The 19,684-nt window shown below is 60.2% G+C and carries 18 protein-coding genes and 1 tRNA gene; 10 read left to right on the forward strand and 9 right to left on the reverse strand.

Going from position 1 to position 19,684, the window contains the following annotated elements; all coding sequences use genetic code 11:
* Nucleotides 1-66: 66 nt before the first annotated feature.
* Genes miaA through GSUB_RS17800 form a run of 4 tightly spaced genes read left to right on the forward strand, consistent with a single transcriptional unit; the run spans nucleotide 67 to nucleotide 3,256 of the window.
* Entirely contained in the window at nucleotides 67-975 is a 909-nt protein-coding gene (miaA, locus tag GSUB_RS01910; RefSeq protein WP_040198955.1) for a tRNA (adenosine(37)-N6)-dimethylallyltransferase MiaA, read from the forward strand.
* A complete protein-coding gene (locus tag GSUB_RS01915; RefSeq protein WP_052464372.1) occupies nucleotides 972-2,240 on the forward strand; it encodes a glycosyltransferase family 2 protein in 1,269 nt (422 codons plus the stop codon). The genes miaA and GSUB_RS01915 overlap by 4 nt, the downstream gene beginning before the upstream one ends.
* Nucleotides 2,241-2,300: 60 nt before the next feature.
* Entirely contained in the window at nucleotides 2,301-2,687 is a 387-nt protein-coding gene (locus tag GSUB_RS01920; protein ID WP_040201933.1) for a PilZ domain-containing protein, read from the forward strand.
* Nucleotides 2,684-3,256 (forward strand): SprT family zinc-dependent metalloprotease, encoded by a 573-nt coding sequence (locus GSUB_RS17800; RefSeq protein WP_052464374.1) that lies wholly within the window; start codon nucleotides 2,684-2,686, stop codon nucleotides 3,254-3,256. The genes GSUB_RS01920 and GSUB_RS17800 overlap by 4 nt, the downstream gene beginning before the upstream one ends.
* A 9-nt stretch (nucleotides 3,257-3,265) precedes the next feature.
* On the opposite strand, the gene aroC is transcribed toward GSUB_RS17800, so the two are convergent.
* The 7 genes from aroC to GSUB_RS19330 form a co-directional block, all read right to left on the reverse strand.
* Nucleotides 3,266-4,345: a chorismate synthase gene (gene aroC, locus GSUB_RS01930; protein WP_040198958.1), complete on the reverse strand. Its 1,080-nt coding sequence runs from the start codon at nucleotides 4,343-4,345 to the stop codon at nucleotides 3,266-3,268.
* 275 nt (nucleotides 4,346-4,620) lie between these two features.
* On the reverse strand, nucleotides 4,621-6,933 hold the full coding sequence (locus GSUB_RS01935; protein WP_052464376.1) for an FAD-dependent oxidoreductase: 2,313 nt from the start codon (nucleotides 6,931-6,933) through the stop codon (nucleotides 4,621-4,623).
* 19 nt (nucleotides 6,934-6,952) lie between these two features.
* Complete coding sequence (locus GSUB_RS01940) at nucleotides 6,953-8,596, reverse strand: glutamate synthase-related protein (RefSeq protein WP_040198959.1); 1,644 nt, start codon at nucleotides 8,594-8,596, stop codon at nucleotides 6,953-6,955.
* Entirely contained in the window at nucleotides 8,584-9,690 is a 1,107-nt protein-coding gene (locus tag GSUB_RS01945; RefSeq protein ID WP_040198960.1) for a class II glutamine amidotransferase, read from the reverse strand. The genes GSUB_RS01940 and GSUB_RS01945 overlap by 13 nt, the downstream gene beginning before the upstream one ends.
* A 468-nt stretch (nucleotides 9,691-10,158) precedes the next feature.
* A tRNA-Trp gene (locus GSUB_RS01950) sits at nucleotides 10,159-10,234 on the reverse strand.
* 20 nt (nucleotides 10,235-10,254) lie between these two features.
* Nucleotides 10,255-11,319 carry a branched-chain amino acid aminotransferase gene (locus GSUB_RS01955; protein WP_144401912.1) on the reverse strand — a complete coding sequence of 355 codons (1,065 nt, stop codon included), beginning with the start codon at nucleotides 11,317-11,319 and terminating at the stop codon, nucleotides 10,255-10,257.
* Between the two features lie 167 nt (nucleotides 11,320-11,486).
* The gene (locus tag GSUB_RS19330; RefSeq protein WP_158414023.1) at nucleotides 11,487-11,660 is read right to left on the reverse strand and encodes a hypothetical protein; all 174 of its coding nucleotides are present in this window, start codon (nucleotides 11,658-11,660) and stop codon (nucleotides 11,487-11,489) included.
* 204 nt (nucleotides 11,661-11,864) lie between these two features.
* Between GSUB_RS19330 and GSUB_RS01960 the strand changes: the two genes are divergently transcribed.
* Together GSUB_RS01960 and GSUB_RS19970 are read left to right on the forward strand one after the other, a co-directional pair.
* Complete coding sequence (locus GSUB_RS01960; RefSeq protein ID WP_040198961.1) at nucleotides 11,865-12,158, forward strand: J domain-containing protein; 294 nt, start codon at nucleotides 11,865-11,867, stop codon at nucleotides 12,156-12,158.
* A complete protein-coding gene (locus GSUB_RS19970; protein WP_337833181.1) occupies nucleotides 12,130-12,420 on the forward strand; it encodes a hypothetical protein in 291 nt (96 codons plus the stop codon). Before GSUB_RS01960 ends, GSUB_RS19970 begins: the two co-directional genes overlap by 29 nt.
* 162 nt (nucleotides 12,421-12,582) lie before the next feature.
* On the opposite strand, the gene GSUB_RS01965 is transcribed toward GSUB_RS19970, so the two are convergent.
* Complete coding sequence (locus tag GSUB_RS01965) at nucleotides 12,583-13,923, reverse strand: CDP-alcohol phosphatidyltransferase family protein (RefSeq protein ID WP_052464378.1); 1,341 nt, start codon at nucleotides 13,921-13,923, stop codon at nucleotides 12,583-12,585.
* A 557-nt stretch (nucleotides 13,924-14,480) separates the two neighbouring features.
* Here GSUB_RS01965 and GSUB_RS01970 point away from each other — a divergent pair.
* Genes GSUB_RS01970 through GSUB_RS01985 form a run of 4 tightly spaced genes read left to right on the forward strand, consistent with a single transcriptional unit; the run spans nucleotide 14,481 to nucleotide 18,123 of the window.
* A complete protein-coding gene (locus tag GSUB_RS01970) occupies nucleotides 14,481-15,563 on the forward strand; it encodes a D-alanine--D-alanine ligase family protein (RefSeq protein ID WP_040198962.1) in 1,083 nt (360 codons plus the stop codon).
* The gene (locus tag GSUB_RS01975) at nucleotides 15,541-16,551 is read left to right on the forward strand and encodes a D-alanine--D-alanine ligase family protein (RefSeq protein ID WP_052464380.1); all 1,011 of its coding nucleotides are present in this window, start codon (nucleotides 15,541-15,543) and stop codon (nucleotides 16,549-16,551) included. Before GSUB_RS01970 ends, GSUB_RS01975 begins: the two co-directional genes overlap by 23 nt.
* Nucleotides 16,544-17,026 carry a GNAT family N-acetyltransferase gene (locus GSUB_RS01980; RefSeq protein WP_040198963.1) on the forward strand — a complete coding sequence of 161 codons (483 nt, stop codon included), beginning with the start codon at nucleotides 16,544-16,546 and terminating at the stop codon, nucleotides 17,024-17,026. Before GSUB_RS01975 ends, GSUB_RS01980 begins: the two co-directional genes overlap by 8 nt.
* Nucleotides 17,027-17,031: 5 nt before the next feature.
* Nucleotides 17,032-18,123, forward strand: coding sequence for a KamA family radical SAM protein (locus tag GSUB_RS01985; protein ID WP_052464383.1), 1,092 nt, complete (start codon nucleotides 17,032-17,034; stop codon nucleotides 18,121-18,123).
* On the opposite strand, the gene GSUB_RS01990 is transcribed toward GSUB_RS01985, so the two are convergent.
* Complete coding sequence (locus GSUB_RS01990) at nucleotides 18,113-19,558, reverse strand: DUF294 nucleotidyltransferase-like domain-containing protein (RefSeq protein ID WP_040198964.1); 1,446 nt, start codon at nucleotides 19,556-19,558, stop codon at nucleotides 18,113-18,115. The two genes, GSUB_RS01985 and GSUB_RS01990, sit on opposite strands and share 11 nt — an antisense overlap.
* Nucleotides 19,559-19,684 lie beyond the last annotated feature (126 nt).

The raw sequence follows: 19,684 nt of genomic DNA on the forward strand, positions 1-19,684 counted from the left end.
AGCTGCACCCCCTCGGTGGAAAACGCAACCGAATATGTTTTCATTCAAGCGTCAGGACAACATTTTATGTCCTTGAAGTCTGATATCAATCTGCTGGTGGTTCTCGGTGCGACCGCGACGGGAAAAACCCGGCTCGGGGTGCAGCTTGCGCAGCGGGTCGGTGGTGAAATCATTTCCGCTGATTCCCGCCAGGTCTACCGCGGCATGGACCTGGGGACCGGCAAGGATCTGGCCGAATATGGGGATATTCCCTATCATCTCATCGACATCGCCGACCCGGGTGAGGAGTATCATGTTTTCGCCTTCCAGCGCGATTTTTTTGAAGTCTTCGAAAAGATCGAAGGTCGTGGCCGTATGCCGGTCATGGTGGGAGGCAGCGGTCTTTACCTCGATGCCGTACTGCGTGGTTACCGGTTGATCGAGGTCCCTCCCGACCCGGAGTTGCGGGCCGAACTCGCAACCCGCTCCTTACAGTGGCTGCGCGAGCGACTGCTGGAACTCAAACCCCGTCAGCACAACACCACCGACCTGACCGATCGCGACCGGCTGGTGCGCGCCATCGAGATTGCGGAAGGGGAGCGTGCCGCCGCCCCTCTGCCGCCGCTGCCTTCTGTTACTCCGTTGGTGATCGGCATACGCTGGCCGCGTCCCGAGTTGCGGGCGCGCATCACCCGACGCCTGCAGCAGCGCCTGGAGGAAGGGATGGTTGAGGAAGTCGAGCGTCTGCACCGGCAGGGGGTCACTTGGGAGACGATGGAGTTTTACGGTCTTGAATACCGCTTCATCGCACGCTATCTGCGGGGAGAACTGAGTTTTGGCGAAATGCAGGCGCAGCTCAATACCGCCATTCATAAATTCGCCAAGCGGCAGGAGACCTGGTTCCGCCGCATGGAACGGCAGGGGATTGAAATTCACTGGGTCGATGGTTTTAATGATCCTTTCTCCCAGGCTTTGAGCCTGTTGGAGGAGGCGTGACCCCGGCCGCGGTGAACAAATACCAGCGGCGGCGCGCCGTGGCCGGTCCCTGGGCGCTGAGTGGAAATCACGGCAGATCGTTTGACGGCGTGGTGGTGGTTCCCGCTTTGGCCGAGGAGCAAAGTCTGCCCGAGACGCTGAACTCCCTGGGCGCCAACCCGGCACGCTGGCGCGAGAAATTTCTGGTCGTGGTGGTGGTCAACAACCGGTGCGATGCGCCGCAGCCGTGGCGGGAGCAGAACGGGCGCACCCTGACCCTGCTCGAAGAGGCCGGGGGCTCAGGTTTCGGTCTGAACCTCGCTTGGGTCGATGCGTCTTCCGCCGGACTCGAGCTGCCGGGCGGTGAAGGTGTCGGCCTCGCGCGCAAGATCGGATTCGATCTTGCGCTGGAATGTCTTGACTGGCGGGGAGATCCCCTGTGCGCCTCTCTCGATGCCGACACCCTGACCGACGGCAATTACTTCGAGGCGCTGATGGCGCACTTTCGCAACTGCACCTCAGCCGGGGCGGTGGTGCCCTTTCGGCACTGCCGCGGGGCGACGCCGGAACTTGATGACGCCATCACGCATTATGAGCTGTACCTGCGCCATTACGTGCTCGGCCTGGAGCTCGCGCGTTCCCCCTATGCCTACCACACCATCGGCAGCGCCCTGGCCTGCCGCGCCGAGGCCTATGTCGCCGCCGGCGGCATGAACCGGAGGAAGGCGGGGGAGGACTTCTACTTTCTTCAGCAATTGGCCAAAATTGGGGGAATAGAGCAGGTCGGGGGCACGATGGTTTATCCGGCGGCGCGTCTTTCAGCGCGCACTCCTTTCGGCACCGGACCGGCCCTTGCGCGCCTGCAGGATGGGGAGCTGGAAGCGGTGCGTTTTTCGACTCGGGAATCATTTCAACTGCTGGGCGCTTTTTTGCGAGCGGTCGAGCGGGCCGTCGAAGAGGATGTGGATGAGATCACTGCGCGGCTTGCCCCTCTCTCTCCGGCGCTGGCTGATTTTCTTGGGGAGTGCGGGCTGGATGGGTTCTGGAGCAAATTGTATCGCCAGCATCGACGCCCTGATGCGCGCCGTCGCGCTTTTCACCAGTGGTTCGATGCCCTGCGTACCCGGCGCATGATCTCCCGTATCTGCGATCATCACGGTTGGTGGGGGACAGCGGAAACGGTCATTCCGTCGCTGTTGACACATCTGGGCTTGCCAAGTAGCGGAAATGCTGATAATTATTTAAAAGTGCTTAGAAAATACCAAAAGAGTGAAGCCGGAGTCTGACACTCGGGATGACCGCCGGCCATGGCCATGATCCCCGCTGACGGAAAAAGGATCAAGATTATGCCCCGCACAGCACAGCAGGCCGATACCGACAACCCGACGGGCGATCGCCGCAGGGACTTGCGCAAACCCTTGCTGGTGCAGCGCGTGCGCCTTGACGACGGCCGCAGGGTTTTCTTCGGATACGCCAAAAACATCAGTCAGAACGGCATGTTCATTTCCACCGTCAACCCCCGGCGCCAGGGGGAGCAGTTTGATGTGGAGATGACCCTTCCCGCGCCTCTCGAAATGCCGCTCTCCTGCCGCTGTGAAGTCGCCTGGACACGGGATTTTCGCAAGTCCTCCGATCTTGAGCCCGGCATGGGGCTGCGTTTTCTTGATCTGCCGGATGAGCTGGCCGCGAAGATCGGTGCCTGGGTCGAGGCGGACGAAGCACGCTCAGAGTGAAGTTTCTGGATGCTTTTTTCGCTGCCGGGGCTGAGACTGTCATCGGCGACGACAGGGATGCCATCCGTCGTGCCGTCGTTCAGGCGTGGCAGAAGGCCACTGATTTCTATGATCTCGGCAGTTTGCCGTTGCCGGAAATCGATTTCGGCTTGCGGGGGCGTTGCGCGGCACAGGCAGGGTGGCGTATGTCGGTGCACCGGGGCAGCCGCAAGGCATCGCAGCTTCGTTTGCGCTTCAATCTGCAGGCCTACGCCGCTCATCCCGCCGAAATGCTCAATGAGACCGTTCCCCATGAGATCGCCCACCTGATCGTCGTGTTGCGTTGGGGGGCCAAATGCCGCCCTCACGGCGCCGAGTGGCGAAGCGTCATGCAGGAGTGCTTCGCCCTCGAACCGCAACGCACCCACAGCCTGCCTCTCAAGCCGTCTCGAACCCTCCCCCGTGATTTTATCTATGTCTGCAAGTGCCGTAAGCACTGCCTGACCCGTATCCGTCATGGCCGGATCGCGCGGGGGCAGAGTGTCTACCGCTGCAGGGCCTGCGGCGACATTCTCCGGCGCAGCGACTGAGCGGGTTTTTCAGCCTCGCGCCTGCTGGCGCAGCGCCAGATCGATCAACACCAGGGCGGCAGCCGTTTCCACGATCGGGACGGCCCGCGGCACCACGCAGGGGTCGTGCCTTCCCTTGGCCGCCAGTTCCACCTCCTGCCCTTCGAAATCAGCGCTTTTCTGCGTTTTGCCGATGGTGGCCACCGGCTTGAAGGCGACCCGGAAGATGACGGGCTCACCGTTAGAGATGCCGCCGAGTACCCCGCCTGAATGGTTGCTGACGGTGCCGAGGCGCGTACCTTTCCTGACAAAGAGGTCATTGTGCTGCGAGCCAAGCATGCGGGTGCCGGCAAACCCCGAGCCGATTTCAAACCCCTTTGTCGCCGGCAGCGACAGCATGGCCTGCGCCAGCTTGGCCTCCAGCTTGTCGAACACCGGCTCGCCCCAGCCTGTGGGCACGTTGCGGCACACGCAGGTGACGACGCCGCCGATGGAATCCTGCGCTTCCTTGACTTCAAGAACACGCTCTTCCATGCGCCTTGCCGCTTCCGGGGCGGGGCAGCGGGTCAGCGTTGCATCGACTTGAGGGCGGGAGATTTCCAGGGGATCGACCTCGGGCGCTTCGATATCGCCGATGGCGCTCACCCAGGAGACGATCTCCACTCCCCATTTCTCCCTTAGAATCTTTTCCGCGATGGCGCCGGCCGCCACCCTTCCGATGGTCTCCCGCGCACTGGAGCGTCCGCCTCCGCTGGCGGCGCGGATGCCGTATTTCATCTGGTAGGTATAGTCGGCGTGGGAGGGGCGCGGCACACGGCTCATCTCGCCGTAGTCGCCGGGGCGCTGGTCCTTGTTGCGCACCAGCAGCCCGATGGGGGTGCCCAGCGTCAGCCCGTTTTCAACACCTGAGAGGATTTCGACCCGGTCGGCCTCCTGGCGGGGGGTGGTCAGATCGCTCTGCCCCGGGCGGCGCCGGTCAAGCTGGGTCTGGATGTCGGCTTCACAGAGCTGCAGGCCTGCAGGGCAGCCGTCAACGACCGCGCCGACGCCGACGCCGTGGGATTCGCCAAAGGTGCTGACCTGAAAAAGCGTACCGAAGGAACTGGACATAATCATCACTCCTGATGCGGATTGGGAGGGAGATTATAGCCGATTTGCGGGGAGAGGCCGAGAAAAAACCTTTTAACGCAGAGACCCAGAGATTGCAGAGGCGCGGAGAAGGACAATTCTCTGCGCCTCTGCGTCGAGGGTATGTCGCGGCGTAGCCTGGGATCGCGGCTTCTATGACAAGGGTGTCTGGCGCCAGGGAAGGCGCCAGTCAAACGGCCAGGGATGGCGAAAAGTGTCCCTTGTCATGGAAGCCGCGATCTCGGGCGGACCAGTATTTACACCACCTGCTCCATGGCCCACACGCCGCAGGGGCAGATGCCGGCGCACAGGCCGCAACCGATGCAGACATTGTCGTCGGAGACGTATTCAAAGGTGCCGTCGTCGTTTTCCAGGCGGCGGATGGCTCCTTCCGGGCAGGATTCCAGGCACATGGAGCAGTCGCGGCAAGTCCCGCAGCTAATACAGCGTAGCGTCTCGTCCTTGGCGTCGGTGACGCAGAAGCGGCCGCGGTTGCGCGGTTTGAACAGCTCTTTCGACAGACAGCTCTGGTTGATCATCTGCGGCTTCTGGATGGGCACCGGTTGGCGCCCCGCCAGGTATTCGTCCAGGTAGAGGGCTGCCTCCCGGCCGGTGCCGATGGCGTGGGTCAGCAGGCCGGGCGCGAGGGTGTCGCCAATCGCAAAAACTCCGGGAGCCCGAACGACCTGGCCGCAGTCATCGACGTCCATCATGCCGCGATCGGTCAGCCATTTGCGCGGAACATAGGAGAGATCCGGACGCTCGCCGATGGCAATGATCACCATATCGGCTTCGATCAGCTCACCGTCTTTGGTCCACAGCCCTTCAGGGGTGACTTTTTCGGTGAACACCGGCCAGCGGATATCGCCGCCGAGCGCTCTGACCTGGTCGATTTCCTTCTGATAGGCGGCCGGACGCTGAATGTCGATGGCGGTCACTTTCCTCGCGCCCATGGCGTAAGCCCCGAGACAGACATCCATGCCGGCATTGCCGGCACCTATGACGATAACCCGGTCGCCGACTTTCGGCTGCTCGCCGTTATTGATCTGCTTGAGGAAATCGAGTCCCTTGACCATGCGTTCATGTCCGGGGAAGGGGATGACCACCGGATTGTGAGCCCCCGAGGCGATGACGATGGCGTCGTACTCTTCCCGGAGCCGGGAGAACATTTCGCTGTCGACGCAGGTGCGGGTCCGGATGTCAATGCCCAGCGTCTTGATCCGTTCGATCTCCCTCTGGAGAGATTTCTCCGGCAGTCGTTCCGTGGGGATCGCCTGGCGCAGTTTGCCGCCGACTTCTTTATCGGCCTCATAGATTGTGACGTCGTGGCCGAGAAGTTTGGCCTGCCAGGCTGCTGAAAGACCTCCGGGACCGCCGCCGATGATCGCCACCTTTTTCCCGCTGTCCGGTTTCGGCGCAGGAGAGGCGGCTTCCAGCGAGAGGCGCCCCAGTTCCTTCATGGCCACCGGTTTGTCGATATAGCGGCGGCTGCAGGCGTCCATGCACAGGTTGGGGCAGACCTCGCCGCAGACGCTGGCGGGAAAGGGCGAATAGTTGAGGACCAGTTCGAGCGCCTCTCTCACCTTGCCCTGCCGCAGCAGGTTGATGCGATCCTGGGTCGGAATCTGAGAGGGGCAGGACACCTGGCAGGGCGCGCCGAAGCGCTTGTCCTGCCAGCGCGGGATTTTGAGGCGATCCTCGCCGGTGTTGACCAGGTTGGCGATATGGGCGTAGTCGTCCACCACCACGTCTCCGAAGATGCCGCCTTCGACCCATTTGTCGTGCCGGAATTCACGGATGGAGATGCGGCTGTGGATATTGCGCTCTTCGTAGCTCTTGGCCACGATTTTTTTCCACTGGGAAAAATCGAGCAGCGACTCCAGCAGGTGGGGACGACCGATTTTTTCCAGAAAAAGCGGCAGCCCCTGGTCGAGATAGGTGCGATCAGCGTCATCGAGATCGAGCAGCCACACTTCGTTGGAAAGCCCTCTCACAGGGCCTCGCACATAGATGGTGCCCCCCACCATGCCGACGCAGCTGCGGTCGCCCAAAACCGAATCGTATCCCTCGCAGTCGATGCCGCAGATAACGCCGATGCCGCCGCCCATGAATTCGAACGAGAAGGAGCCGGTGTTCTTCAGCACCCACAGCTCCGGCGGTTCATAGGCCGGGTCGTGCTTCATCAGCGAGCCGGAACGCGCTCCGACCCGCCCTGCAACCCGGATTACGCCGCTGGCGGCACAATGCGCGGTGGTGTCGCCGCCGTCGCCAAGGATGGTCAGGTTGGCGCCGGCATTGAGCCACCCGGCATCGGCAGGCGCTGAGCCATCGACAACGATCTCGGTCCCTTCCAAGCCGAAGGATCCAACCCGCTGACCGGGATTTTTGACCCGGAAGCTCAGCGGCGACCCGTCGCCGGTCCACAGGGGGCCCCCGATGTTGTGATGTCCGGATGAGAGTACCTCGAATTCCGTCTCCCCTTGCTCGAGGGCGGCATAAATTTTCTGCAGCAGCAGTTGGGTTGAAATACGCTGCTTCTTCTCATCAAAACCGACTATTTGAGCTGCCATTTTCTACTCCTCATGAGACCTAGCACACATACTGAATCTGCAACCGGTCGGCGACCGCCTTATCGGTGGCTACCAGGGCGTCGGAGCGGCCAACGGGCAGGGCGCTGTTGCCGATCGGCGCCATCAGTTTCTTGAATTCCTGATCCATGGCCAGGAAGTAGTTGACGATGTTCTGCGCCACTTTTTCCGGGTCGAGCCGGTGCGCCAGCGCCGATTCCTGGGTGGTGATTCCTACCGGGCACAGGCCGGTATTGCAGGCATTGCAGCGACCCATGTCGTTGCCGACGCAGCCGGCCATCTGCAGGATCAGCTTGCCGGTAAAGACGCCGTTGGCGCCCAGGCACATCATCTTGAAGGCATCGGCCGCGAGATCGCCGGTCTTGCCGAGGCCGCCCGCTGCCCACAGGGGGATCTGCCCCTGGCGTCCCTGGGTTACGGCAGCCAGGTAGCAGTCGCGCAGCTTGCTGACGATGGGATGGCCGGTGTGGTCGAGGGACACCTCATGGGCCGCTCCCGTGCCCCCGTCGATGCCGTCGAGAAAGAATCCGCCGACAATGTTGTAAGGGTCGCGCACCAGGTTGTTGAAGACCGAAACACTGGTGGCGGAAGCGGCGACCTTGATCGCGACCGGCACGCGGAATTTAAAGGCGGCATTGAAGGAGAGAAACATCTTCTGCACGCTCTCCTCTATAGAGTAGAGGCCCTGGTGATTGGGGGGACTGAGCAGGTCGGCTTTGGGAACACCGCGGATAGACTGGATATGCCCGGCCACCTTCTGTGCCTGTAGCAGTCCGCCGTCGCCGGGCTTGGCGCCCTGACCGATCTTGATCAGCACTCCGGCCGGGTCCTCGACCATGCTCGGCATAGTCTTGACGATGCGGTTCCAGCCGAAGTGGCCCGAAGCGATCTGCAGGATCATGTATTTGAGGTAGCGGCTCTTGAGCAGCCGCTCCGGCACGCCCCCTTCTCCAGAGCACATGCGCACCGGCAGGCCGCACTCCTCGTTGAGGTAGGCGGTCGCCATGGCGGCCCCTTCCCACATACGCCATGAAAGCGCCCCGATGGACATGTCGCCGATGATCACCGGGTAGATCCAGTTGACCGGCGGCGATTGCCCGGAGGGAGCAAGTCTGCCGTCCTCGGTGACGCGAAAAGCGAGCTGTTCCGGCGGCAGGATGCGGCCGAAGGGTGCCAGCAGGTCGAAGGTGTGGCGCTGGGCATCGAGGCTCGGGTCGGTCATCTGAGAGATGCGCCCCACCCGGATGCGGTCGAGGGTGCGCACGCTCCCCTCGAGATTTTTGCGGCCGCCGCGCTTGATGGAATCTCCCCCCAGGCAGCGGGTGATCACCGGGTGGCGCGTATCGGGGTTGCGCACCGGCCCGATGGCGTCGTTGGGGCAGACTTTTTCGCAGATGCCGCAACCGCGGCAGTAATTGCGGATGGATTTGGCCTGGCGGATGACGGGCACCGCCGAGAAGCGTGCCTTCGGTTCGGGAAATTCGCTTTCGGACCAGATCATACGGCGTCTCTCGACCTTCGGCTCGATGGCGCGAAAGGAACAGGCCGCCACGCAGGAGCCGCACAGGGTGCAACGGCTGGCGTCATATTCGACCTTCCACGGCAGATCGTTGGGGGTGACGTCGTTGACTTTCATTGCTTCCATCGTTGAACCTCCAACTCGTTATCGATCACCACGATTTCGCGCTCATGGGGATAGATGTCTGTCTCCCAATTACGGTCGGGCAGAACTTCGTTGATTCCGCACACTTCTGAAGAGATGATCACTTTATCTTCGGAGCGGCCGACGACCACCGGGCGCAGCTTCTTGGCGTCGCAGCAGGTGAACAGGATGTTGTCCGGCAGCACGCCGATGATCGTGTTGGGACCGTTGATTTCCAGGTGCGCCAGGGACTGGCGAATCGCGAAGAGCTGGTCGCGGTCCTCCCGGCGAGTTGCTTCTTCAAAGGGTAGGGGGGTGACCACGTGCTTGAAGTAAGGCAGCGGCCAGCCTAATTCGCGATGCACATAGTGCAGGGTATAGAGAAAGCACTGGCTGTCTGATTCGAAACCGGTGTAGCCGCGATGCAGGCTGCGCTGGAACTCCTTGTTCTTCTGGTAGAAAGTATTTTCGCCATTGGCCAGGGCCGTGTATCCCTGCAGAAAGAACGGGTGAGCGGCGTAGCGCACGATGTCGTAGTTGGTGTTCTGACGGCACTGGGCGGTGATCACCTTGGCGGTGAACTGATCGTCGGGCTCCCATAAATTGAAGTAGGTCCCGATGTCTTTCGGGTTGCCGATCTCCTTGAGAGTCACGACATCTGGCCAGAAGGAGTAGACAAAACCCTGGTCGTCCTCCTCCAGCGCAAAGCGCAGCTTCAGGCGCATATCGAGCAGCAGTTCCTCTTTCTCTTTCTGGCTGGCTTTTCGGTAATGGCGCGGATAGTTGAAGGTCTCGAACACGTAGTTGGGCATAGCAATGATGTCGAGGCCCGGTTCGTTGTTGGTCTCAGGCACCCATTGCAGGACACGGCTGAAGCCGGCTTCGTGCAGAATGTCTTCGGCGCGCTTGAGTCCCTCATCGGTGCAGGCCAGCGAGAGGGTCGGAAGATTCTTGTAGTTCTTGAAGATCCCGCCCAGGTCGTGCATGACCATAGCAAAGCCGGAATTGTCATGCCCTTTCTGCTGCGACTGCATCAGTAGCAAGGCCTGACTTGGATGCAGGTAATCTACACTTTTAATGGCACCAATACGGCACATGTCTACTGTCCTCCCAGGATTTGGTTTCTGCCACACCGGTGGCGGTCAGGCGTTAAGGGGTAAACAATGGTACACAATTAAACGTAATTTTTATCTAAGAGCAAGTAATGTGCCTCTGTTGGTATTTGGTGCTTTCTTTTTTTGTTTTTTGTTGTGATATCAAAATTTTAATTCACAAATAGAGGGTTTTTTACGTTGTTTTTCTCAGGGTTCTGGCATGGTTTTGTGTTTTTCAGAACAAGAGCTTTTCGTATACGTGCTCTGCGTGAGTATTTATGTGCTCAAAAAAATCGGGGCGAGAGGGCTGGCGGGGAGAAAGGTAGAGCAGGGACTGTGCCGTACAGGGAGATGGGGAGATAGGGGTTTTCTGACTGTGTATGCCGGGCACCGCTGCCGCTATTTTTGGCAGCGGTGCCCGGGGATTGGGCAGGGCAATAAAAAACCCCGATCCGGGGATCGGGGTAAAGGTGGCAGGCCAGGAGGGACTCGAACCCCCAACAGCCGGTTTTGGAGACCGGTGCTCTACCAATTGAACTACTGGCCTGTATTTACATTTTGTTGTAATTAGATCAACTCAATCCAACCATGAGGATCGTTGCGCTGCCCGTACTGGATGCCCGTCAGGGTTTCATAGAGTTTGAGCGTCAGTTCGCCGACCTGGTTGTCTCCAACCGAAACCGTCTCGTCTCGATAGGTAAACTGCCCCACCGGCGATACCACCGCAGCGGTACCCGTGCCGAAGGCCTCCTTGAGGCGACCGGTGCGGGCCCCCTCCAGGATCTCCTCGACGCTCAGGGCGCGTTCCTCCACCTCGATTCCCATGTCCTTGATCAAGGTGAGGATCGCGCGCCGCGTGATTCCGTCGAGAATGGTGCCGTGCAGCGGCGAGGTAATTACCTTGCCGTCGAGGTAGAAGCAGATGTTCATGCTGCCGACTTCCTCGACATATTTGCGTTCCACCGCATCAAGCCACAGGACCTGATCGAATCCCTTGGCGGCGGCCTCCATGGAGGCGCGCAGGCTGGCCGCATAGTTGCCCCCGGTTTTGGCTTCACCCGTGCCGCCGGGTGCGGAGCGCACGAATTGGTCGCTGATCCAGATTTTTACCGGGCTGAAGCCGCCTTTATAATAGGCGCCCACCGGGGACAGGATCACATAGCACAGGTAGGTATCCGACGGTTTAACCCCCAGGTAGGGATCCGTGGCGATCATGGTCGGGCGGATATAGAGGCTGGTGCCCTCATTGTGAGGAACCCAGTCAGCTTCAAGTCGTACCAGCTCTTTGATGGCACTGAGGAAGAACTCTTCATCGACCTCGGGCATGCACATGCGGGTCGCGCTGCAATTGAACCGTTTGATGTTGTCGGCCGGGCGGAACAGGGCGATCTTCCCGTCAGGATGGCGGTAGGCCTTGAGCCCCTCGAAGATCTCCTGGGCGTAATGCAGAACGGCAGAAGCCGGATCGAGGGAGAAAGGGCCGTACGGCTCAATGCGGGCCGAATGCCAGCCTTTGCCCGCCTGGTATTCCATCACGAACATGCGATCGGTAAAGATCTGGCCGAAGTTGAGCTTGCCTTCGTCCTGGGGTTTGGTCTTGGGGTGAGACAGGGGGAGAGTCTTCAGTTCCATTTTCAGCGCTTCCTCCGGCGGTATGGATCGGGCGGTTAAATGAATCGGGAATCGGCAATTTAGCACAGTCCCGGGTTGCCATCAAGAAATTAGGAGATGGAAAGAGCTGAAGATATAACGATGGCGCGAAGCGGGATTCAAGGAATGGAAATCGCCCGAGTGGTGAATTATTTCGGAGGGCGGGAAGTATCCTTTCCGGCAGGTGGATTGTAGAGCAGATCCTGCATGTTGTTTTTCATCTCCTCTTCGCGGAACCGTTTGAGCATCTGGTGGTATTCGGCCTGGTCCGCCAGGTCGTTGGTGCGGTAGCCTATTTTCTGAAGTTTCCAGAGGTCTTCCATGTCTGTTTTCTCCTGGTAAGAGATAAGCCGAAGCAGGTTGAACAGATGGTTGTTGATGAGAAAGTGGGCTTCGGATATCGTGAGGGTATCAGATCTGCATTGTTATGCAAGGGAAAATTTACTACTTATGTTATTCCGGGAAGAGTGAAAAATGGAGCCACTGGGGGTGCGGCCTGCGAAACTATCGGTTGGAGAAGATTTGTCATGCAGTATAAAGAACTGGAGCAGGCCCTGGACGTATTCGCCCTGACCGATCGCACCACGTTGCAGGAGATCAAGAAACGCCACAAAAATCTGGTGCGGCGGCATCATCCCGATGCGGGGGATCAGCCCGATGCAGAAAAAATGAAAATGATCAATGCCGCTTACCGGGTTCTGATGCAATACTGCGAAAAATATCGTTTTTCTTTTTCCCGCGAAGAATTCTACCGCCAGAATCCGGAAGCGCGCCTGCGGGATCAGTTCGGGGATGATTTTATGTGGGGCAAAGAAAAGTAACCCCGGGAGGAGACACTCCGCCCTACCTGGTGTTCGACCCCCTCGGCCAGGCTCAGGCTCTTACCCGCGACCATGCCCGGGGCGTGGTCAGGGCCGCGGCTTCAATCTCAATATGCCTCTGCCGGAGCAGTTGGAGGCGGGGCAATATCAAGAAGCGCTCGACAAGGCGCTGCGCCGTATCGAGCGTTTCAACTCTGCGCATCTGGTGGTGTGTCTCGGCCTCGATACCGCCAGGGGGATCCGACGGGCACCTGGAATCTGACAGCGCGCGACTTTGAATTGAACGGACGCGCAATCGGGTCTCTGGGATATCCCACGCTGGTTGTTCAGGAGGGGGGGGCTACCGCAATCGTTCCATCGGTGTCAACGCCCGGCACTTTTTCAGCGGGTTGCGAAGTGGAGGCCTTGGCGGCAGCCCGGCTTCCTATTGCCCCGCGAGGTCGGATTCAGGATCGGCCCCCGCCTTGCCCGTCCGCCAGAAAAGGGGAGATGCCAGGTAGATCAGGGCACTTGCGTAGGCCATGACAAGCGGGGCCATATAGAGATCGCGGCGCACCCCCTGGGCCAGCAGGACGAGAAACGTTGCCAGCACCAGTACCCGCACGATTTTGGGAACCCGGGGCAGGATGGTGCGGCCGAAGTGGGCGTAGGGGACGCGCGAAACCATCAGTGCAGAGGCAATGATTACGGTTGCGGCGTTGATCAGTTCGCTGGGAATCAGAATGCAGGAAACGCCCGCCAGCAGGGCCGCCGCCGGTGACGGCAGGCCGGAAAAGTTGGTGACCCCACCGGCAATCCCGTCGCGGCGTTTCTCTCTGACGAAGCGCACCAGACGATAAACCACTGCCGCCAGGTAGATGACCGCAATCAGCGCGCCCAGGCTGCGGTGGGTAAAGGTCACGGCGACGATCAGGCCGACCGTAAAGCCGAAGCTGGTGCCGTCGGCCACATCATCGAAAATTTCACCCCTGGGGGTCGATCCCCAGCGTTCCGCCGCACGGCCGTCGAACAGGTCGAGAAACTGCCCCAGAAAGACCAGCCCCAGAGCATACACGGGGGGATGGCCGGCCAGCACCACCCAGCAGCCGGCGAGACCGCAGATCAGGTTCATGATGCTCAGGATATTGGCGTACCAGTAGTTGGGGATCAGCTTGAAGAAAGTGGAGCAGAAGGCCAGGACGGTACAGATCGCCATCAGCGGCTGAATGGTGCGGCCGAACAGGGGCAGCGGACCGTAGATGTATTCCAGCCCCACCACGATCAGCAGCACCACCACCAGGAAGGTTTTGGCCTTGCCGAACAGGTTGGCCGCTTTGATCTTGATGAAGTGCCGCGAAAACTGCCCGGTGATGTCGAACAGGAGGAAGAGGCCGACCAGTACCGGGTTGAGCAGGTTGATCCAGGCCATGTAGACCAGCATGGGGGAATACATCAATTTATCCGAAAACGGATCGATCGATTCCCCTTCCTCGGTATGCAGATCGCACTTGCGGGCGATATCGCCGTCGGTGATGTCGGTGATCATCCAGAAGGTGAAGAAAAAAAAGCACAGCTTGGGGAACCCCATGTGCAGCAGCAGTACGGACACAAACCCCATCGGATAACGCGCCCGACTGATGGCGTTGGGGTGCAGCCACTTGTGGCGGCGCACCCAGGCCACCTGGGCCGGTGTGCGCATGAAGTAACTGACGGCAAAACGCTCCGCGCCCAGCATGATGAGAACGGGAAGGCCGATTTCCAGAAAGATGGTGGAAAAGGGTGTCATGGCAGATTGCTGTGCTCCGTAGTTGGATGGTGAGGGCATTGGGCTGTCAGGGCTCTGCGTAGCCCAGCGGCCGGTCTTCTGTCAACCTCAAAATGATTCTGCGCTGATCGGTTGCTTACCCGGGAAACAGGGAAAAATCGCCAACCCCGGGTATCCTGATTCTTATTCTAACATATGGGCAATGATTCATCAGGTCTGCTCGACAGGGCCGCAGGCACGGCTGTTGAGTCCTGGGGGTGCTGTCTGAGCCGCAGGCGAGTTTGTCACTGAAAACGATACCGCCGTGCCCTGCGGTCCCACCTGAACCGTTCTACATATTGAAAAAAGTGCCGTTCTGAAGATATCTTCAATTCCCTCATTTTTTTGATTGACAGCGGTGCAGGCCGGGCGTATATGAGCAATTAACGATAGACGTTCAGGCCCGGGGAATCGCAAGACGCGCACGCTTAAAAGTGACCCCTTTTAGCCGCAGGCCGCCAGGCTGCCCGGGACCGAAGACGCCTTCGCTCCTCCTTCGGGAGGCACGATCACTCAAGGCAACGATAAAGGGGTTACACATGAATATCGCACTCTCCTTCAATCTGAAGGCGGAGGCCGAAGGCGTGCAGGATACTGCGGCCGAGCCTCCCCTGGAACCTCCCTCCGAACCTCCCGACGATCTCTACGCCGAATGGGACGACATCCACACCATCAATGCGGTGGCCGATGCGCTGCGTTCGCGCCATCGCGTGACCCTGGTCGAGGCGGATACCGGCGCATTTGAACGCTACCGCCTGCTGCGGCCGGACCTGGTCTTCAATATTGCCGAAGGTCTGCATGGAGTCAGCCGCGAAGCGCAGATTCCCGCCATGCTCGATATGCTGGGGCTGCCCTACACCGGCAGCGATCCCCTGACGCTCGGCCTCTGCCTCGACAAACGCCGCACCAAAGAAATCCTCGCTCATCACCGCGTCGCGACCCCGCGATTCGTGGTGGCCTCCTCCATGGCTGAGATCCCCGCACGGTTCAGCTACCCGGCCATGGTCAAGCCGACCCTGGAGGGTTCCAGCATGGGGATAACCGATCGGGCACTGGTGCGCAACCGCCGCGAGCTGGTGCGCCAGGTGCAGTGGGTGCTGGAGACCTACCGGCAGCCTGCGCTTATCGAGGAGTTTCTGCCGGGACGCGAATTCACCGTGGCCATGCTCGGCAACGGCTCTGACCTGCGCGTGCTGCCCATCGTCGAGATCAATTTCGACAGTCTGCCCTCCGGCGTCAATCCCATCTACTCCTACGAAGCAAAATGGCTGTGGGATCAGGAACAGGACCCCCTGCAGATCTTCACCTGCCCGGCACAGCTTGAACCGCTGCTGCGCCGCCAGATCGAAGTACTGTGCAGGCGTGCTTTTGCCGCTTTGGGCTGCCGCGACTGGTGCCGCATCGACGTACGCCTCGATGGGCGCGGCCTGCCGCAGGTCATCGAGCTCAACCCCCTGCCCGGCATCCTGCCGCGTTCCGAGCAGAACAGTTGCTTTCCCAAGGCGGCGCGTGCGGCCGGGCTCACCTACGACCAGCTGATTCTGGCCGTGGCCGATGCCGCTGTCACGCGGCTCAACCTGCACGAACAAGGGGGGTGCAATGAAAGTCGCGGTCTGCTTTAACCGGGCTGTGCAGAAACCGGCGCAGGGCGAGGCTTTCGACCGCATTTCCGAGCAGGGCGCCGAGAACGAAGCGCAGGCGGTGGCCGGCGCTCTGGGCGAACTCGGCCAGGTCCCGCAGCTGGTGGCGCTGGGTACGGATATCTCTGCGTTCGTCGCTGAGCTGCGCTCGGCGGCGCCCGATCTGGTCTTCAACCTGTGCGAAGGCTTCTGGGGGCGCAGTCGCCAGGAGATGCACATCGCCGCACTTCTTGATCTGCTCGATCTGCCTTTCACCGGCAGCGCTCCCCTGTGCCTGGGGCTCACCCAGGACAAGGCGCGCACCAAGGATCTGCTCGCCCATCATCAGCTGCCCACCCCCAAATATCAGGTGGTCAAGCTCGGCGACCAGTCTCTCCGCGTGCGCGACCTGACCTACCCCCTCATTGTCAAACCCCGTTTCGAGGACGCTTCGCTGGGAATCTCCAACGACAGCGTGGTGGAGAACGAGGCCGAGCTCCGGACGCGCATTGCCTATGTGCATCAAACCTATCGACAGGGCGCGCTGGTGGAAGAGTTCATCGAGGGTCGTGAGATCAATGTTGCCGTTATCGGCAACGGCCCTTTCGAGGTGCTGCCCCTGTCGGAAATCCGTTTTCATTCCGAGCTGGTCCACCCCATCGTCAGCTATGAAGGGAAATGGCTTGAGCAGTTCCAGGGGTATCGGGGAACTCAACCGGTGTGTCCGGCGTCCATCAAAGGGCGCGACGCGATGCTGCTCCGCGATACGGCGCTGCGCGCCTGTAAGCTCATGGAGTGCCGCGATTACGCCCGCGTCGACATCCGTCTTCGGGACGGCGTGCCTTACATTCTCGAAGTCAACGCCAACCCGGATATTTCACCCGATGCAGGTCTGGCGCGCTGCGCTGCCGTGGCGGGCATGAGTTATCCGCAGTTGGTCCGCCGCATTCTGGAGATGACCGTTCAGCGAAAGGAGGCTAGCCGTGCGTAATCTCAATGCAACCGATGTGCCCGATCTTATCCGGATTCTTGAAACCACCGGCGCCTTCAGCGATGAAGAAGTGGGGGTGGCGGTGGAACTGCTCGGGATTGTGCTCAATGACCATGCGCAGCAGGATTACGAAGTGGCGGTGGCTGAAGTCGAGGGCCGCGTGGCCGGGTATGTGCTGTTCGGTCCGGTGCCGCTGACGCAGGGAACTTTTGACCTTTACTGGATTGCCGTCGACCCGGCGGCGCAGGGGCATGGCGTTGGCCGCGAACTGATGAGCCATGTTGAAGAGAAGGCCTGTGCTCGCGGCGGGCGGCTGGTCTGTCTGGAAACCAGCTCCCAGGGGAGCTACGAACGGACCCGGCGTTTCTATGAACAGGCCGGATATCGCCAGGAATCGTGCATTCGGGATTTTTACCGGCCGGGCGACGATCGCCTCACCTATGTTAAACGCTTGACTGTTTCAGAGGAGAGCTGAACGCCATGGAAACCTGGCAGAAAATGCTGCAGACTAGTATGACCCGCCCCGCCGAGGTGACCCGGCGCTTCGGCATCGACCCGGCGCCCCTCGATGCGGTCGCAGCCGAATACCCCATGCGTATCAACCCCTACTATCTCTCTCTGATCAGGGAGGTGAACGACCCCATCTGGCGGCAGGCCGTGCCTTCGGAGGAGGAGCTGCGCGACAGCGTCTGCCCTGCGGATCCGCTGGAGGAGGAGAACCAGAGCCCGGTGCCCAACCTGGTGCACCGCTATCCGGACCGGGTGCTGTTCCTGGTCTGTTCGGAGTGCGCCATGTACTGCCGTTTCTGCACCCGCAAGCGCAAGGTCGGCGGCGAAAGCATGGTGGTGAGCCGCGAAACGATCGAGAGCGGCCTGGACTACATCCGCAACCACCCTGAAATCCGCGATGTGATTCTGTCGGGGGGCGACCCGCTGCTGTTGTCCGACGACAGGCTTGACGACATCCTGCGGGCGCTGCGTGCCATCGCCCATGTCGAGATCATCCGCATTGGTTCGCGCGTGCCGGTGGTGCTGCCGCAGCGCATCACCTCGGCGCTGGTGCGGGTGCTGCGCAAATATCACCCGCTTTTTCTCAATACGCACTTCAATCATCCTGACGAGATCACCGCTCAGGCTGCCAAGGCCTGCGCCCGTTTGGCCGACGCGGGGATCCCCCTGGGCAACCAGACGGTGCTGCTGCGCGGAGTCAACGACGATCCCATCGTTATGAAGCGTCTGATGCAGAAGCTGCTTGCGATCCGCATGCGCCCCTATTACCTCTATCAGGCCGACATGGTGCGCGGTACCGACCATTTCCGTACTTCGGTGGAAGAGGGGCTGGAGATCATGCGCGCCCTGCGCGGCCATTCCTCCGGCCTGGGGGTGCCTGCCTACGTGATTGATGCGCCCGGCGGCGGCGGCAAAATCCCGCTGCTGCCCGATTATCTGCAGAGCCTGGGAGAGGAGGTTGAACTGAAGAACTATCGCGGTGAAACCTATCGCTACGCCAATCCCGCCATGCGTCCGCATGAGGAGAAGCGGCAGGTCGGCAATGCGCCTCTCAATTGGTGATCAGGTCCAGCTGAAAGTGGCTGCGCAGAAAGCCCTGGAATGATTTGACCACTTCAAGAGCGGTGTGCAGACGGTTTTTTTCGACCCGGTCAAGCTTGTCCGGGTCGACGTAATTGCTCGGCTCGCGTCCTTCGCGGATGGCCAGGGTCTGGCAGCGCAGCCGCAGGAACACCAGAAGATTGAAGGCGGCGTCGATGTCGCCCGCTTTCTGAGCCGTGAACACCCCCTGCTGCCGCAGCCAGGCGATTTTTTCAGGAGTACTGCCGCCAAGACGCCCCTTCTCAAGCGCCAGAGTCTTGATCCCTTCGGTCAGGGTGAAGATTCCTGCCTTTTTCAGATCGATCTTGCCTTTGTGGGGGCCGTCCTTCTCCCGCTTGAAATTGCCGAAAATGGTCAGGGGAGAATGAAAGCGCGCGGCGTTGGCGGCCATGCGGGCGATGAACACGTCATCCTCGCGCGTGCGGCACAGGATGTGCGCCTTGAGCTGTTCTTCGAGGGAATGGTCGCCGTGCAGGGTGCGCAAATCGCTGAACATGCTGAAGTTCATGATGTTTTCGGGGGATGGAGCCGAGATCCAGCTTTCCAGGGCTTCGCGCCAGGGTGTCAACGGACGTCGCCAAAAGGCGTTTTTGGCCATGATGCCGCCGGGGCAGGAGGGCACGCCGATTTCAATCAGACCGTCGATCAGAGCCAGGGAGAATTCCTCCAGTCCGGCGATCTGTTCTTGATCGAGATGATCGGCGTAGATAATGGCGTTGTCCTGATCTGTTTTCAGGGTCTGCTCGGAGCGCCCCTCACTGCCCATCACCACGAACGCAAAATCGTCCGTCAGCTCTGTAAAGCGTTGCTCCTGGCGCAGCAGCTCGATCAGGCGGCGCTGAATTCGGTCGTTGAGATCGGAGATCAGCCGGACGAGATCGCGCGTTTTGACGCCTGCATCCGCCAGTGAAACGATCATTTCTTCAATCTCTGCGTGATACCCTTTGAGTACCTCCCTGTCCGCGGCTTTTTCGATCTCCTTGGCGAGGTGCTGCGGCGACTGGGTCTGGATGCGGATCAGGTCCGATTCATTGACCATGCCGCACAGCCGGTTGTCGTGGTCCACCACCCCCAGACGGTGAATGCCGTGGTGCGACATCTGGTAGACGACTTCAAAGAAATTGTCCTCCTCGCGCACCACGATCAGTGGTCCGCTCATGATGTCGCGGGCGAGCAGCCCGGTGGGATCAGCCCCTTCAGCCACCACTTTGCGGCGTAGATCGCGATCTGTGATGATGCCGACCGGATCATCGCTGTCAAGAACAACCAGGCTTGAAACATTATGATCGCGCATGGTGCGCGCCAATTCCATGACGTTTTCATCCACCGTGCAGGTGAAATATTCGCGTCGGCAGAATTCGCGCACCGGTAGAAAGAAGATATTCTGCTCGGCCATAGGCGAAAAGCTCCAGGGGGAAGGCGGCGTTAAGGAATATACGGGGTTCCGGCATGTTCAAGTGGAAGTAGAACATGGTTATGATAGCAGGATGGGGCCGGATGGCAAGCTGGAAAAGGGGAGGTT

The sequence above is a fragment of the Geoalkalibacter subterraneus genome, assembly GCF_000827125.1.
Classification (GTDB): Bacteria; Desulfobacterota; Desulfuromonadia; order Desulfuromonadales; family Geoalkalibacteraceae; genus Geoalkalibacter_A; species Geoalkalibacter_A subterraneus.